The organism is Pseudomonas sp. Root569 (assembly GCF_001427465.1).
Lineage (GTDB): Bacteria > Pseudomonadota > Gammaproteobacteria > Pseudomonadales > Pseudomonadaceae > Aquipseudomonas > Aquipseudomonas synxantha.
In genome coordinates this window covers 104,530-120,923 of sequence record NZ_LMGQ01000009.1, presented here as the reverse complement: position 1 = coordinate 120,923, position 16,394 = coordinate 104,530, and the positions used below count along the sequence as shown (strand labels likewise).

Sequence of the window (16,394 nt, the reverse complement as noted above, 5' to 3'; positions counted from 1 at the left end):
AACACCATGTACCTGACACCTCAGCACATCTTGCTGGCCGGGGCCTCCGGGCTGACTGGCGAGCACCTGCTCGACCGCCTGCTCAACGAACCTACCGTAACCCGCGTACTGGCACCGAGTCGCAAGCCGCTGGCTGAGCACCCGCACCTGGAAAACCCCGTAGGCGACCCCGCCGTATTCCTGCCGCAACTGAGCGGCCAGGTGGATATCGCCTTCTGCTGCCTGGGCACTACCATCAAGCAGGCGGGCACCGAAGCGGCCTTCCGCGCTGTCGACCTGGATCTGGTCGTGGCCTTCGCCAAGCGCGCACGGGAGCTGGGGGCGCGGCACCTGATCGTGATCAGCGCTATTGGCGCCGACCCGAAATCCTCGATCTTCTACAACCGGGTCAAGGGCGAAATGGAACAGGCATTGAAGGCCCAGGACTGGCCGCAACTGACCATCGTGCGGCCTTCGCTGCTATTGGGCGAACGCTTGGAACCACGCCTGGCCGAGCAACTGGCCGGGCCGTTGTCGCGTTTGATTCCAGGCAAGTATCACGGCATCGAAGTCTGCGAACTGGCCCGCGCCATGTGGCGCCTGGCGCTGGAAGAGCAGGATGGGGTGCGAGTGGTCGAGTCAGATGAGCTGCGCAAGCTCGGCAAGTAAATGTAAACACACAACCAATGTGGGAGGGGGTTTGCCACCGATTACGGTATGTCAGTCACCAAATAGTTGACTGGACTACCGCTATCGGGGGCAAGCCCCCTCCCACATTGTTTTGTGTTGCTGGTGGATTTTGCGTTACAAACCGCCGGTGGCGTTGAAGCCGACGCCCAGCACCGTCAATATCGACAATGGCAACAACAGGGTATCGAGCAACGCACTGGCCGGCAGGTCAACATGGGGATAGCTCGGCGCCTCGGTACCAAAGCGGTCCTTGGCACAGCAACCGCCATTGATCGCATACAAATCCAGGCGCGTGCCGGCATACACCACCGGCGCGCCAGGTTGCGCGGCGTCCAGGGTGCGCGCCGTGGCGCAGCCCGTCAGTTGCAGCGCCAGTAATAGCAGCAGCGTTTTATTCATCGCCGCCCAAATGGTGCTCGCCCCAGCGCGGCAGCATGTCCTGGGGGATGTTCAGCAGGTTCAGGATGCGTGCCACCACGAAGTCCACCAGATCATCGATGGTCTGCGGCTGGTGATAGAAGCCCGGCGACGCCGGCAAAATGGTCACGCCCATGTTCGACAACTTGAGCATGTGTTCCAGGTGAATGCTTGAATACGGCGCTTCGCGGGGCACCAGGATCAATTGGCGGCGCTCCTTCAAGGTCACGTCCGCCGCCCGTTCGATCAGGTTGTTGCAAGCCCCCGTGGCAATTGCCGACAGGGTACCGGTGGAGCACGGCACCACCACCATCGCCGCAGGCGCACCGGAACCGGAAGCTACGGGCGACATCCAGTCTTCCTTGCCGTAGACCTTGATCTGCCCTGCCGCTGCGCCGGTGTACTCGGTGAGGAACGCCTGCATCGTCTGCACCTTGGCTGGCAGTGCGACATCGGTCTCGGTAGCCATTACCAACTGCGCCGCCTTGGAGATCAGGAAGTGCACCTCCCGGTCCTCGCGCACCAGGCAATCCAGCAGGCGCAAGCCATAGGGCGCGCCGGACGCGCCGGTCATCGCCAAGGTGACGCGTTCCGGGCCGCTCATTTCAGCGCCTCGGCCAATTTGCCATGCAGGCCGCCGAAGCCGCCGTTGCTCATGATCACTACGTGGGTGCCCGGCTTGGCGTGATGTTTGACCTGTTCAATGATGGATTCCAGGGAATCGCACACCGTCGACGGCACGGTGCACAGTGCGGCAATTGCCGGCAGGTCCCAGCCCAGGTTGGCCGGTGCGTACCACACCACCTGGTCGGCATCGTTGACGCTTTCCGGCAGGCCATCGCGGTGCGCGCCGAGCTTCATTGAGTTGGAACGGGGCTCAACGATCGCAATGATCTGGGCGTCGCCGACGCGCTTGCGCAGGCCATCCAGGGTGGTGGCAATCGCGGTTGGGTGATGGGCAAAGTCGTCGTAGATGGTAATCCCATTCACGTCCGCCACTTTCTCCATGCGGCGTTTCACGCTTTTGAATGCGCTCAATGCCGCAATGCCCATGGCTGGCACCACGCCTACATGCCGAGCTGCGGCCAGGGTCACCAAGGCGTTGGCCACATTATGCTGGCCGGTCATGCCCCAATCGACGATGCCTTGAGCTTCGCCTTCGAACAGCACTTCAAACCGCGAACCATCTTCGCTGAGCAACCTGGCCTGCCACTGCCCGCCTGTACCGGTGGTCTGTACCGGGGTCCAGCAGCCCATGTCGATCACACGCTGCAAGGCCGGCTCGGTAGTCGGATGGATAACCAGGCCTTCACTCGGGATGGTACGCACCAAGTGATGGAACTGCCGCTCAATGGCCGGCAGGTCGGGAAAGATATCGGCGTGATCGAACTCGAGGTTATTCAGGATCGCTGTGCGCGGGCGGTAATGCACGAACTTGGAGCGCTTATCAAAAAAGGCGCTGTCGTATTCATCAGCTTCGATCACGAAAAACGGCGTATCGCCCAGCCGCGCCGAGACCGAAAAATTCTGCGGCACACCGCCGATCAGGAAACCTGGGCTCATGCCCGCATGTTCCAACACCCAGGCCAGCATGCTGCTGGTGGTGGTCTTGCCATGGGTGCCGGCCACTGCAAGTACCCAACGGCCCTGCAACACATGGTCGGCCAGCCACTGAGGCCCCGAGACATAAGGCAAGCCCTTGTTCAGTACATACTCGACCGCCGGGTTGCCGCGGGACATGGCGTTGCCGATCACCACCAGGTCCGGGACGGGGTCGAACTGCGCCGGGTCATAACCTTGGGTCAACGCGATACCCTGCGCTTCAAGTTGCGTGCTCATGGGCGGGTAGACATTGGAATCAGAGCCGGTTACGTGATGGCCCAGTTCTTTGGCCAGGACCGCCATCGAACCCATGAAAGTGCCGCAAATACCGAGAATATGAATGTGCATAGTTGACCTCGTAAACATCGCGGCAGGTTAGCGCAGGGACGGCGAAATCGCACTCTTTAGGTGACTGCCTTACCTCTATACCCCCGCGCGCCCCAGCTTCGCCTGCATCTGCGCCAACGCGTCGTTCATGGCAGCTATCCTTTTTTTAACCAAGGCTGCTCGTTCCGCAAGCCCTTTGTTAGGCTGGTCAGGTTCTTCTTCCGGGTTCCATATTTTGTAGAAAACGCCGAAACTGTCAGCGAGTTCGCTGGTGTGATTTTCCAGGATAAGCAACTCGTCTTCCAGCTGGCCTATCATTCCCTGAGGTTGGTCGGACCATGTAACATCATCTATTTCCAGGTCCGGCCACAATTCCCGCAACGATTGCGAAACCTTCTTCGCATCCTTCATGGAAGTCTCAAGCTGAGCTCGTAAAGCGGGTTCGACAGGCTCTTGCGTCGGATCCTGCGCGTCGCCAGAATTCCAGCCTGGCACGCGGACATCGGGGCGTTCAAAATGCGCATTAAGCTTTATCTGCACCAAGTCGGTAATGATGGTAGTCAGAACGTCAGTAACAATGTTTGTGGTAACGTCAATAACGGCGGAACTAGGGCTACGGACAAAGCCTCGCAGCGGGGCGCCATAAGGTGTCCCAGTGGCGCTATCAAATGCGTACCACTTTCCGTTGCGCTCTACAGCGCTGACAGGAACTGCATCACTATTGGCGCCGAGTGGCCGGTAGATGCCGTTGGCGATATCGTCTTTGCCCCCCGCAAGAGGAAGTTCGAAATGGCCGCTGCGCCTGCCCAAACCGCGTAGTTTCTTGAACCCTGCTTTACCAAGTTTAAACACACCACGACCCGCATCATAAACAGCCTGAAGAGGATTAACCGCCTTCAATGCCGCAGTCCCCCCTCCCTTAATGAAGTCTAAAGCCGCCCCCATCCCGGTTTTGACTCCAAACTTGACACCTTGAATACCGCCTTTTAAAGCGGGAATAAAAAACCCAAACAGATCCAGAGCCAGATGAAACATTCCCTCGACAGGCTTGCCATTAACAAAGCTCTCTGCCGCGTTATAGAAAGGGATCAAACTCAAAAAAAACGCGTGGATCGACTTTGTACGTTGTTCCTCCTGTTCTTGCTGCGTGTTGCCATTGGCCTCAGTTTTTGCCTCATCCATACCCCGCGTGTAATAAGCACTGACAGAGCCCGCCAGCTCTTCGGTTCTCGCTGATGAAAAGGTCGCAGGTATATCGGGATGCTCGCCCCGCTTCTCTTTTTCCAGCGATTTATTGGGATAAATAGAAAAAGCCAAAAAATCCACAGGGTCCTGTTTCGGCGATGAACTGCCCACTGTCTGCCACAAAATCGTCACTGCTGGCTCTTTGCCTTCTGGCGAGTCAGGCCGGGGCATGGAGAAGTACAAACGTGAGCCTGGGAACTGCAGGCCTGGCCTTGTGGGATCGGCATCCTTAATGATGCGTCCTTGGGACGGGGAGTAAAGATAATGGACAGTCTTCCCATTCAGTTCGGCGCGGATGAGGATTGCGCCGCTGTTTATATACGGGTGAATTTTATGATCGGGGCTTACCTGCCCTTGATTGGCTTCGGGTGTCGTCAAGTTGAAGGTTGTGACCTTGCCGTACTCGATCATTTTACGATCTTCGAGCGGCAACAACGAAAGCTGATATTTGAATTGCTGTGTGGCTGCGTCTTTCAGGCCTTGGGCATAGGCATCAAACTTATCATCAAATAGTTCTTTTATCTTCGGCAGCTTAGGTACTCCCTGACTAACGATAGCTGTTGTGAAGACCGGGTCACTGGATATCCAAGGCTGCTTATCCAAATCGCCTGACATATATATATCCAGCAATGAGTAAGGCTTACGGTCGGGAGAACCTGGAGCTTCCTGCGCAAGCAGCGGCTGTTCAAAAAATTTTTCGTTCTCGGCACCATACACTCGCCGCAAATGGGTGAGCGCCAGCTCTCGCCGGGTAGGCATCGGCTTAGTCAATGCCTCCACGGAATCCGCCAGAGCCTTCTGTTGTGCCTTCATAGCATTTACGGCGAGCTCTATCTCTTCGGGAGAGTATGCATCGTCGTTCTTTTGAACAATGACGCCATTGGCAATCGCCCAGTCGATAATGGCTGCCAACTGCGCGAATTGCTGCTCGCGCTTTTCTACCTCGGAGACGGGGGTAGTCTCATCGAGCGTCATGATCTCCTGATACGTCATGCCTGCCGTGCTACCGGGCTGCTTTGCCTCTATCCGAGCTACAGCGGCACTGAACGCTGCCCATTGATGGCTGCCATATACCATCGTCGAAGGTATTCCCTTGACCAAAAACTCGGGGGCCGAAATCGACAGCAACTGAAAGGCTATGACCTTGGCGTATGCCTCGCCGAACCGGGTAGCCAAATAAGCTTCGAACCGCTTCACGATTTCAGCAGGGTGGTAGCCCCAGTTACCTTGTTGACGCAACGGATACCCAGCAAGCTCGTTGCGATTAAGACCTCCAGCAGGATCCACATCCAGTGCTAAAGCGCTCAGCAGAACGTCCCTGACACTGGTTGCGCCCGCAAACGCATCGATACTGTCCTGAAGCAACTTGCCCAAGGCTTGACCTTCTGGGGAGTTGAGAATTGCATCGAGCATTTTGGCAGGCTCATCCTTGGCAGATCGTTGCGCCTCAGGAATCGTGCGAAGCAGAAGTTCAATAAGACTCGGTGCATCGTGGCCAGAGCCAGAAGCCGACTGCTGCTGACGCGCTTTCCACGTGGCAATGACCTTTCGTAACTCATCTTGAGCGTCAGCAGTAAGCGGAGCGTCTTTAGTTAATAGCCCGCCATAATCAACTGTGGCAGTAGAGGGGGAGGAGGATGCGGTGCTACGTCGGGATCGCGAAGGCGCATGAGCATTTGATATGTCTGTCGTGGCAGTATCATCCGCAGCATTATTTTTTGCTATCTGGTCTCGCTGAAAGAGCTCCATCCGGCTTGACGCCAGCCCCAATGAGCTGAAGCTTGAAATCATATATTCACGTTCCAAAATCCTGTGCGAGACAGGCGCGGTGAAATAAGTATGGCCCTTCCATGGCCAATCCAGTGCATGTCAGGGCCGGCACTGATAAACGACAACAAAACACCTTTGGCAAAATTTACAAGTACAGCAACGCTATAAGCAATACACCCAGCAGTTCGGGTTCTCAATAACGAGTACGCTTATTCCGATGGTTCAGCTTCAGCCTTGGGCGCGGCTTTATTCATTTTATCCATTACCTCTTTTTGTGCCCGATCCAACTCTGCTATTCTCGCCTCGGCCGTTTCTATGCGTTGTTTCAATCCTTCCATTCCTGAAGCAGCCGGTTTATCCGCGAGATGGGGTTTAAAAAAGACCTTCCATTGTTCAGCAACGGGCGCAGTGTGCTCTTCGGCATAATCCAATAAATGCTCAAGTCGATTCATGCGCTCAAGCGGGTCTTTCGGCCATTCCTCATTAGGAAGAAGGCCCATCTCGATATCCCCATATCGGAGCCCTGCCGCGCCATTGGCCACCGCGAATCCAGTAACCTGAATGTCGTTCATTCTAGGGTAAAGGTTCCCCAGATCAGGCTCTGTTGAACCCGAAGGCCGGTCTACCGATGACTTCGCAATGGGAGTGGGTGGCACCATCGGCTGAGGTAAATAGGAAGCCTTGATCTGTTCACCGGCCGCAGTGGAACCCGCATACGAAGCGATATTAATAGGTGCGGAAACCAGCCCTGTGATCCCGGCGCTGATCGCAGCTTCGCGCGCCGTAGCGGCCGCAGACGGCGAAGAAGAAATGACCCCATTCTTTACCAGACTTGTCGCGTCTTGCAAACGGATTACCGCATCCGCAACGGTCATTTTTGGTTGGCTGGGGGGAGTCGGAGCCTTGTTTAGCCAATTGCTTACGTGCGGGTTGGCTGTCGGCGTATGCACGTCCTTATGAGCTTCATTGTTACCTTTCGCGGCACTGGCTTTATCCCTTGCAACCTTGCCGTTTTTATCGAGAGGCCTTCCGATCTTATCAACTAGAAAGCCTTCTTTATCGACCCTTTTGCCGTCCCTATCGATCAAATGCCCTTCAGCGTTGACCAAGCGACCCTGAGGATTCACGAGGCGGTTCTCGGAATCGATAAGGTGTCCTTTGTCATTAATCGGCTTGCCATGGGTATTGATCAACTGCCCTTTATCATTTACTGCTTGGCCTTTGGTATTTATTTTTTGTCCCAGATGATTAATGGGGTGATTTTGAGCATTTATCAATTGACCTTTGTTATTGACCGCATGCCCTTGAGTGTTGATAAGCTGCCCATGTTGGTTCACTAGCTTATTTTGACTATTATAATAACTTCCCGCCGGCGCATAATGAGGTAACTTCGCCGCACCGGAGGTGCCATTCGCCCCCCCAGAGCCATGGTGTACCGTAACAGGATGTATAACGGGGGGTTTAGGAGTAATTGCCATATTATTCACCTCACAAATAACAGATATAATTTTCATCACGACGCCCTAAGGCTTCTTTTCCCTACGTGGTTTCCAAATAAGAAATAGTTCCTTACGCAATTCTGCTTTACCCAGCTGGCCGGCTATTGACCACATTTTTTAACTGAGTATCGAGTAGGAGGCGGATTGTCCCCGCTGTCCTCTCAAGCCACCGGAGGCAGGGTTCCGTATGAAGTTGTGCCGCACCCGGCCGTCCAGTTCCTCAAGAGTTCGCTTGCTCTAGCCTGAAGTAACTTCCCGACACAGCAGCATGGGATTTATCCACTCAATGACGTTAGCCATCTTATGGCCCCAGGCTTCCTTCAGATTCGCAGTCACCTGCGACCCCCTTGCCTAGCGCACACAAAAAAGCCCACCGATAGATTCGATGGGCTTTGCTGGCATGACAGACCTTAGCCGGGGTTAGCTTCAATTTTCGATTTCAGCGAGCCCATCAATGCAGAAAGGGTAGCCATCCGTGCCTCCATGGCGATTGCGCGGGGCTTGATATCATCTTCGTCAGCATCCGTGACAGCGGGCTGAAACGAAATATTATGCTTGCGTGCTTCTTTAGCGAACTCGCCCTCGGCAAAATCAAGCATGGCTTCGAGCGCATCCAGACGCGTATCGTTATCCAGCATCAGCCATTTCAGCGATATGGACACAGGCTCCTCATTACGCAGTTCGCCCAAGGTATTGACGATCTTAAATACGCTGCTTTGAATATGATCGACGATCCGTCCTTCTTCCACACTTTGTACAGTGGCATTGACGGGTTGCGGATTGATGATTGGTTTGAGCGCTTCATTAACGCTTCCGGCAATAAGCAACCCCATCGTACTAAAGGGCGCGCTGATTGCTGTGGTGATGGCTGCGGTCTTGAGGAGCGTCTTGGTCGTGGGCGGAAGCGCTGTCTCTTTGGCTTTCACCAGTTCATCGGCATTCTTCTCAAGCTTGGACGAAGAAAAAGGTTCTACCTCCTGCCCATCGACTCGTCCTGCCGTGGGCTGTGCAAACAACTTGTCGCGGGCTTCAGCATCTTTGCGGGCTTGCCATTCTTTTTGATGCTTGGCTTTGTATTCATCCACCCCGGGCGATTGATGAACATCTCCCCGACTCGCCTCTCCCGGTAGCCGGGCACCGCTCGCAGGCCCTGGCCCGGCGAAGTCGCTGACCTTGGAATCAACGAACGCTTGATCAAATTTTCCATCGGTGGCCCCCGCCCAGCTGCTGGCAGGCACGTCGCCGGCTTTTGGGGCTTCTAACGTACGATTTGGAATGTCGACTCGCGATCCACCCGTTAGGCTCTCTAGAATTCCGCCTATTCTTGAACACTTTATACGCTGGTGGGTGTGTGTTGAATTTGAAAGTATCATAATGAGTTACCTGATGATTAATAATTATTAGAAAGCCATCCATTACCTTCACTTGATAAGTGACAAACCACGCCTAAAAGTTCCACTCCACCCTTGTTAAAATACAGAAGCATAACGACTGGCAACGCGAGAAATACATACCACCTACGCCAACTAAGCACTAACTTTCCAGAGCGCTGATAACACCGAATTGTGCAGCCTGAACACCAAATGGCGTCTTGGTGATCACATTATAAGCGTACCAAGCCCCATTCTTCAGGATCGCCACCGTGGGTCGCCACAAGTTGTCGTCCGCCGATTTGAAAAACCCTTTTACGATATCGCCCTCCTTATAGACTTTGGAGACATCATAACTTTTATAATGGCCCCTCAGTCTTGACAGCACCTCATCGCCTTTACCTGCGAGGTATTTGATATCCCGATATCCGGCCTGTGCCCCCTTATTCAGGTTTTTGGCAATATCTACGGTGTCGGTATACCCCACCGATGCGCCGACGCCGGCAAATACTCCGCGTTTAAGAATAGTCAGCATGCCTTTACCTGCCTTGGAGGCTTTGCGACCGGCATTGGCCGCAGGAAGGGCAAAACCAAGAATATCGAAGCCGATATTAAACACTGCCCCTTTGACATCCCCCTTGATCGCATCTTGAACACCATCATAAAAAGGCACGAGGCTCAGGAAGAAACCCTTGAGGTTTTCATCAATCGCACGTCCTTTCTCAACCTCTGTCACCCCTGCGGCCTTGAGCTTGAGGTCCTCATAAACCTGCCCGGCGAAACGCCCCGCTGCCTGAGCAAGCGCATTGGTTTTCTTTGAAAAGTAGGAGCCCGGCATTTCACCCGCCAGGTCTGGTGGATCACGATCTTCATTGAGCGTTCCAAACGGGTTATACACATGCAACGAGCCGGGAACATAGCCCTTGCCTGCGTCGCTAAAATACGAACTGTCATTGAAACCAGCCTGGCTGCCTGGGACAGTATGCTCCTTGACTATTCGCCCTTCGAAAGGCAAAACGCTGTAAGCAGAAACTTCGCCCTCGCTGCCCACCACTTTCATCATTAAACCTTGCGTGCCCTTGAGCTCCTTGAGTTCCTGATCAGTGGGTTCCCTAGGCCAAAAAACTTTAGTGGTCAGCACGTCAAGTACAGAGGGAAACCCATTCAGGAAAGGTCGAGACACTTCGAAAAAGCTCACATCCGATTGACTGATCTTCTCTCGATCGGCAATGGGCAACAACGAAAACAGATATTTGAATTGAATAGCCCATGCACTTTCGTGAGTTTTCCTGAACTCCAGGAACGCTTCTGAAAACACTTTATTGATATCAGGCTTAAGCTCCCCAATACGCGACTTGATTTTGCTGTATGGAAAGTTCTTTTCGTCAAGCGACTTCCATTTATCCACCTTGATTGGGCCACTCATGTAAATATCAAGCAGGGACAGCGGGGTGTGTCTGACCTCCCTATCCTGCAATACTTTGAGTGTCGGGTCGATATCGGGAAAAACGCGCTTGATCTCCTCCAGGGCCAGCGCCTCTCGAGTTATGGGGAGCGTTTTCAACACTTCATGCGCCCATAAAATTTCTGTTTGCTGCTTGATCGATGCTTTTCTTATCCGCTCTAACTCATCCGTTGCGACAGTGAACTTCGAACTGTTCCCTGTCATTCTGTTTGCAAAACCCCAAGCGAGAATAGAGTCGTGCATTGCCGCGAGCAACTCACTCTCGCCCTCGAACGAAACAGAAGGTACAGCGCCATAATCCATCACTTGGTTATAGGTCATGTTTGCCGTTGCGCCAGGTACTTGCAGCTCAATACGCATCACGCTTATGCAGAAATTCATCCAGGCAGCAGAGCCGAAGACAATGCCGAACGGTATGTTTTTTACCAGAAATTCAGGCGCTACCGCTGCTAATAATAAGCGCGCAACCAAAGGAGCCAACACAACCCCAACCTTCGTTTCAAGGTAAGCGACAAAGCGCTTGACGATTACATCCGGGGGCAAGCCGACATTATCTTTGTGATACAGGTCATAGCCCGCCACATTGAAACGTGATTTATCTGCACTGGGATCAAGTTCATGTACGAGTGCCGCGTTTACGCTCTCAATCGCGCTGGTCGGGGTCTTGATCGACTTGAGTAAGGTCTGAATGTCGTCACCCAGCGCCAGCGCCTTGGGCGAGCGAATGAGTTGGTCCATGACCCATGCAGGGTTATCCCCAATCATCTTCTGTGTGGTTTGGGGAAGCGCATTGAACAGCAGGCTAAGTAAACTCCCCGCACCAAGTCCCGCCTGCGTATCGGAGACTTGGATAAGTTGCTGCCTTTTCCACTCATCTACCAAGCCCTGCCTCTTGCGCAGCAAGGTGCGGCCCAACTTTATGTCCCACTGCTTTACACCACCTGATTCAACACCCGGCGCCCGGTGAGCAAGATCGAAAGACAGCGCCTGCGCCGTCTCACCGGCCTCCTTGGCATTGACAGGGACCCGGTTGCCTTGCAGCGTGAGCATTTGCGCAACAGTCATCTCACTGCGCTGCTCGCTGGCGAACAGGCTCGAACGAGGGTCAATGGGGAGCCTGACTGCTTCCAGATCAACGCGCACGCTGGCATCGCCTGCCTGGGAGCGCAGTGCCGTAATAAGGGCATGACGGTCAGCGTCATCCCCCAAGGCCTGCTGGTGAATAGACAGCGCTTCATCAGAACGCGCCGGTACATACCAATCAGGTAGTTCGAAGCTCGGGTTACCGATCAGTTGCCTGACCCGAGTCGTCACCTGTGCAGAGGTAGACGGGGTGGGTTCGCCATAAAATTGCGCCACTAGATTAAGCGGAACTTGGCCATCACGCCCGTAAAAGGGGTATACAAACTCTTGCCCGGGCTCTGGTGCAAACACCTTGGAAATAGACAAAAGGGTTCGAGAAATATCAGACCATCCAGAGTCATCTGTAAGCGAAAACGTTTTAATCGAGCTGCCTACATAACCAGAAATCTCTCCTCGAGATGGATTTACCTTTAAATAACCTGTGTTGATATTTTGCTGTTTCGCCCACGCGAGGAAGCTTGGGCTCTGAAATGCACTATTTAATTGTGAACGCCAGCGCCCCAGCGTGGATTGCTGAGGTACGTCAACCAACGGTGGGCGACCAAGCGTCTTGTCGACGCCGGCAGCCAAGGTCTTGGCATAAGACCTCGCCACCTCAGCGTCAGCGGCTGTACTTGAAACGGCTGTGGACCCAGCGGCGCCCTCGGGGTAATCGACTCGGGGGCCAACGTTAGGTTGCTCGGTAGCCGCTTTATCGTGAGACGCGAGGATAGGGTCTGCAGCGGGTGCCAAAATAGAAGTTAAAGCAGGCGCAAGCAGAGGTGTGGTCAGCTGCGAGATATTCATGGGTTCACCTCGGTGCAAAGGTTAGGCTTCCTGACAAGAAACCTTTCTATATGCACTTAGTGGATCACCAGGAAAAAATCGCCCCCCCTAAACTTTAACAAAAAATAAAGCATGCTTTAAAAGCACCGCTGAAAGCACTTACACCCCGCGACTTTTATAGCCTCAGTGATTTCCAAACAAAATAATACCGACGCGTTATAACCTGCCAGCATACTTATTTATTACCTTTTAAAAAAATCGAAAAAACCAGGTGTAGCCTAAACAACACTACCTCGCGAGATCCGGTGTTTACGCAACTTCCTGTAAAGTGTATTGCGACTTAAACCCAGGCAGCTAGCCGTTTGGGTCATATGCCAACACTGTTGCTCCAACGTATCAAGCAGTACACGTCGCTCTGCGTCATCCAGAATGGCCCCTTGGTACGCCTCACTGACCGGTTCAGGCCGAGCCTGGCGAACCTCCCTGGGAAGCTCCTCAAGACTGACGTTGCCACTCTCATTCAGTGCCACCAATGTGCGCAACACTGTGCGCAACTGGCGCACATTTCCAGGCCAGGCGTATCCCAGCAGGGCTTGGCGAGCTCGCGCGTCCAGTACCACCGCTAGCCTACCGGCTTCCTGCGCCAGCAAAAAGTCGAGCAGTTGCGCCTTGTCACTGCGTTCGCGCAGGGGCGGCAACCCAATCTCCAGACCGTTCAACCGATAGTACAAGTCTTCGCGAAAACTGCCGTCCTGCATGCGCTCCAGCAAGTTACGGTGTGTAGCGCTGATAATCCGCACGTTCACGGCTTGAGCCTCGCCACCGATGGGCACCACCAGGCGATCCTCAAGCACTCGCAACAGGCGAGTCTGCAAAGCCAGTGGCATGTCGCCAATCTCGTCAAGAAAGAGCGTGCCGCCATCGGCCTGTTGCAACTTGCCGCGCATGCCCTCCTTGAGAGCCCCGGTAAAACTGCCAGCACGGTAACCAAACAGTTCGCTTTCGATCAGGCTTTCCGGAATCGCGGCGCAGTTAAGTGCGATAAAAGGCTTATCAGCACGTTGGCTGGCCTGATGCACAGCCTTGGCAAAGGCTTCTTTGCCGGAACCGGTTTCTCCGTTGATCAACAGCGGAACGTCACGCTCGAACACTCGCACGGCCCTGCGAAAGTCATTTTGCAAGGCCGGATCGCCCAGACAGATGCCGGGCAGTCGTGGTGCCTCAGGTGATTTGACCACGGGCGCTGTCACGCTACGCGGTTGGCCGCGCAACGCGGCGAATAAATGCCGCCCTTCTCGCGTACGCAGGGGCCAGCTGGCGCTGGCATTGGCACTGGCTCGACCGAGCAATTGGTCCAGGGAGCAGTCGAAAAATGCTTCCACGGGTTGCCCCAACAAACCACCGCGCAGCTGCCCCAGCAGGTTCAACGCGCTCTGGTTGACCGCGCAAATGCGCCCTTCACCATCGAACGCCAACAGCCCCTCACTGAACAGGCCCACCGACTCGGCCTGCAGGTGAAAGCGCAGCAGCCAGTGGTGCTCAAAATGGCGTAGAAAGTAGCAACTCTCGATCATCTTCGCCGACAGGTTCACCAGCGCCATGGTGTGGAATTGGCTCTGGCGCGATACCGCTTCGCGTGCCGAGGACACATCGAGTACCGCCAGCAGCTCACCGTGGGGGTCGAACACCGGACTTGCCGAGCAGGTCAGCCCGGTATGGCGGCCACGGAAGTGTTCATCGCGGTGAATGGTCAAGGACTGGCGCTCCACCAGGCAGGTGCCAATGCCGTTAGTGCCTTCGCAGGCTTCACTCCAGTCCGCGCCCAGCCACAACCCGGCGCGCTCGAAGATCTTGCGCTCAGAGGGCGCGGTGACACAGTTGAGGATCACCCCGCGCGCGTCGGTGAGCAGCACCGCATGACCGGCGCCGGACAGTTGTTGATGCAGGCTGTTCATCTCGCTGCCGGCGATATGCAGCACTTGGCGCAAGCGCTCGCGGCTTTCCAGCAGGCGGCCGTGTTCAAGCACCGTGGGGGCGATGGTCTGCGCAGGGTCGAGGTGATAATCCTCCACGCAACGCAGCCAGGAACGAGCGATGGATGGATCGCTGCCCGGCCCCTGGGACAGCTCCTGTCCGCGGGTGACGGTCAAGACTTGCTGGGCATGGCGACTGAATGTTCTTATTATTCTCCCTGCGTGAGAGCGCCCAGCATCCCCCAGCCCTCTGCCCATTGCAATCCCGGGACGACCCACCGGTCACAGGCTGTACCGTTTATGGCACAAACTGTCACACCACCTGTACCGCAAGGGTGACAGCGACGCATGGCGCCAACGCCCAACCCGTTGATTTGGCTGGCCAGCGCTGCAGTGGCCCAACCTTTGCTCTACGCTTTATCACGCGCTTGTCGCGATGTACTCCAATAAACATAAAAGCAGGAGATGCCACCATGCGTTACGCACACCCCGGTACTGAAGGCGCGATCGTTTCGTTCAAGGCCAAGTACGGTAACTACATCGGCGGCGAATTCGTTGCGCCGGTCGATGGCAACTATTTCACCAACACCTCGCCGGTCAACGGCAAGCCTATCGCCGAATTCCCGCGCTCCACGGCCAAAGACATCGATAAAGCCCTGGACGCCGCCCACGCCGCCGCCGATGCCTGGGGCAAGACCTCGGCCCAGGACCGCTCGCTGGTGCTGCTGAAAATCGCCGACCGCATCGAACAGAACCTCGAGCTGCTGGCCATCACCGAAACCTGGGACAACGGCAAGGCCGTACGCGAAACCCTCAACGCCGACATCCCCCTGGCCGCCGACCACTTCCGCTACTTCGCCGGCTGCATCCGCGCCCAGGAAGGCAGCAGCGCCGAAATCAACGAACACACCGCCGCCTATCACTTCCACGAGCCGCTGGGCGTGGTCGGCCAGATCATCCCGTGGAACTTCCCGCTGCTGATGGCCGCATGGAAACTCGCCCCAGCCCTGGCCGCCGGCAACTGCGTGGTGCTCAAGCCCGCCGAGCAAACACCGCTGGGCATCAACGTGCTGATGGAACTGATCGGAGACCTGCTGCCGCCGGGCGTGCTGAACGTGGTTCACGGTTTCGGCAAGGAAGCCGGCGAAGCACTGGCCACCAGCAAGCGCATCGCCAAGATCGCCTTCACCGGTTCCACGCCAGTGGGCTCGCACATCATGCATGCGGCGGCCGAGAACATCATTCCGTCCACCGTCGAGCTGGGCGGCAAGTCGCCGAACATCTTCTTCGCCGACATCATGAAAGCCGAACCGCAATTCATCGAAAAAGCCGCTGAAGGCCTGGTGCTGGCGTTCTTCAATCAGGGCGAAGTGTGCACCTGCCCATCTCGCGCACTGGTGGAAGAATCGATCTACGACGACTTCATGAAAGTGGTGATGAAAAAAGTCGAGTCGATCAAGCGTGGAGACCCGCTGGACACCGACACCATGGTCGGCGCCCAGGCGTCCGAGCAGCAGTTCGACAAGATCCTCTCCTACCTGGAAATCGCCAAGGGCGAAGGCGCACAACTGCTGACCGGCGGCAAGGTCGAGAAGCTGACGGGCGACCTCGCCACCGGCTACTACATCCAGCCGACCCTGCTCAAGGGCACCAACGAAATGCGCGTGTTCCAGGAAGAAATCTTCGGCCCGGTGGTGAGCATCACCACCTTCAAGGACGAAGCCGAAGCCCTGGCAATTGCCAACGACACCGAGTTCGGCCTGGGTGCCGGCCTGTGGACCCGCGACATCAACCGCGCCTACCGCATGGGCCGGGCGATCAAGGCCGGCCGTGTGTGGACCAACTGCTACCACCTGTACCCGGCGCATGCCGCGTTTGGCGGTTACAAGAAGTCCGGCGTAGGCCGCGAGACCCACAAGATGATGTTGGATCACTACCAGCAGACCAAGAACCTGCTGGTGAGCTACGACATTAATCCACTCGGGTTCTTCTAACCCGCAACACCCTCTCACCTTTGAAACGCAATCAAAGGTGGGAGGGGGCTTGTTCCCAATAGCAGAGTGTCAGTCGACATCTAGGTGACTGACCCACTGCAATCGGGAGCAAGCCCCCCTCCCACATTTGGATCTTCATAAGTATTTGCGATGCG

General features: G+C 55.5%; 10 protein-coding genes. 2 read left to right on the top strand and 8 right to left on the bottom strand.

Features of this window, described 5'->3' with window-relative positions; genetic code table 11:
• Positions 1 to 6: 6 nt before the first annotated feature.
• The gene (locus ASD70_RS10370) at positions 7 to 648 is read left to right on the top strand and encodes an oxidoreductase (protein ID WP_056846370.1); all 642 of its coding nucleotides are present in this window, start codon (positions 7 to 9) and stop codon (positions 646 to 648) included.
• A 135-nt stretch (positions 649 to 783) separates the two neighbouring features.
• Here the strand turns inward: ASD70_RS10370 and ASD70_RS10365 are convergent, their stop codons facing one another.
• From ASD70_RS10365 to ASD70_RS10325, 8 genes are all read right to left on the bottom strand, one after another.
• The gene (locus tag ASD70_RS10365; protein ID WP_056846369.1) at positions 784 to 1,068 is read right to left on the bottom strand and encodes a YceK/YidQ family lipoprotein; all 285 of its coding nucleotides are present in this window, start codon (positions 1,066 to 1,068) and stop codon (positions 784 to 786) included.
• On the bottom strand, positions 1,061 to 1,690 hold the full coding sequence (gene ubiX / locus ASD70_RS10360) for a flavin prenyltransferase UbiX (RefSeq protein ID WP_043048003.1): 630 nt from the start codon (positions 1,688 to 1,690) through the stop codon (positions 1,061 to 1,063). The genes ASD70_RS10365 and ubiX overlap by 8 nt, the downstream gene beginning before the upstream one ends.
• Positions 1,687 to 3,036 carry a UDP-N-acetylmuramate:L-alanyl-gamma-D-glutamyl-meso-diaminopimelate ligase gene (gene mpl / locus ASD70_RS10355; protein WP_056846368.1) on the bottom strand — a complete coding sequence of 450 codons (1,350 nt, stop codon included), beginning with the start codon at positions 3,034 to 3,036 and terminating at the stop codon, positions 1,687 to 1,689. The genes ubiX and mpl overlap by 4 nt, the downstream gene beginning before the upstream one ends.
• A gap of 75 nt (positions 3,037 to 3,111) precedes the next feature.
• On the bottom strand, positions 3,112 to 6,066 hold the full coding sequence (locus ASD70_RS10350; protein WP_156382916.1) for a hypothetical protein: 2,955 nt from the start codon (positions 6,064 to 6,066) through the stop codon (positions 3,112 to 3,114).
• A gap of 173 nt (positions 6,067 to 6,239) precedes the next feature.
• Positions 6,240 to 7,544, bottom strand: coding sequence for a hypothetical protein (locus tag ASD70_RS10345; RefSeq protein WP_152973739.1), 1,305 nt, complete (start codon positions 7,542 to 7,544; stop codon positions 6,240 to 6,242).
• 395 nt (positions 7,545 to 7,939) lie between these two features.
• Positions 7,940 to 8,767 carry a hypothetical protein gene (locus ASD70_RS10335; RefSeq protein WP_145916440.1) on the bottom strand — a complete coding sequence of 276 codons (828 nt, stop codon included), beginning with the start codon at positions 8,765 to 8,767 and terminating at the stop codon, positions 7,940 to 7,942.
• A gap of 295 nt (positions 8,768 to 9,062) precedes the next feature.
• Positions 9,063 to 12,293, bottom strand: a complete 3,231-nt coding sequence (locus tag ASD70_RS10330; RefSeq protein WP_056846363.1) for a hypothetical protein — start codon at positions 12,291 to 12,293, stop codon at positions 9,063 to 9,065.
• A 257-nt stretch (positions 12,294 to 12,550) separates the two neighbouring features.
• A complete protein-coding gene (locus ASD70_RS10325) occupies positions 12,551 to 14,503 on the bottom strand; it encodes a sigma-54-dependent Fis family transcriptional regulator (protein ID WP_056846362.1) in 1,953 nt (650 codons plus the stop codon).
• Between the two features lie 215 nt (positions 14,504 to 14,718).
• Here ASD70_RS10325 and exaC point away from each other — a divergent pair, with 215 nt between their 5' ends.
• On the top strand, positions 14,719 to 16,239 hold the full coding sequence (gene exaC, locus ASD70_RS10320) for an acetaldehyde dehydrogenase ExaC (RefSeq protein ID WP_046069705.1): 1,521 nt from the start codon (positions 14,719 to 14,721) through the stop codon (positions 16,237 to 16,239).
• Positions 16,240 to 16,394: the final 155 nt, after the last annotated feature.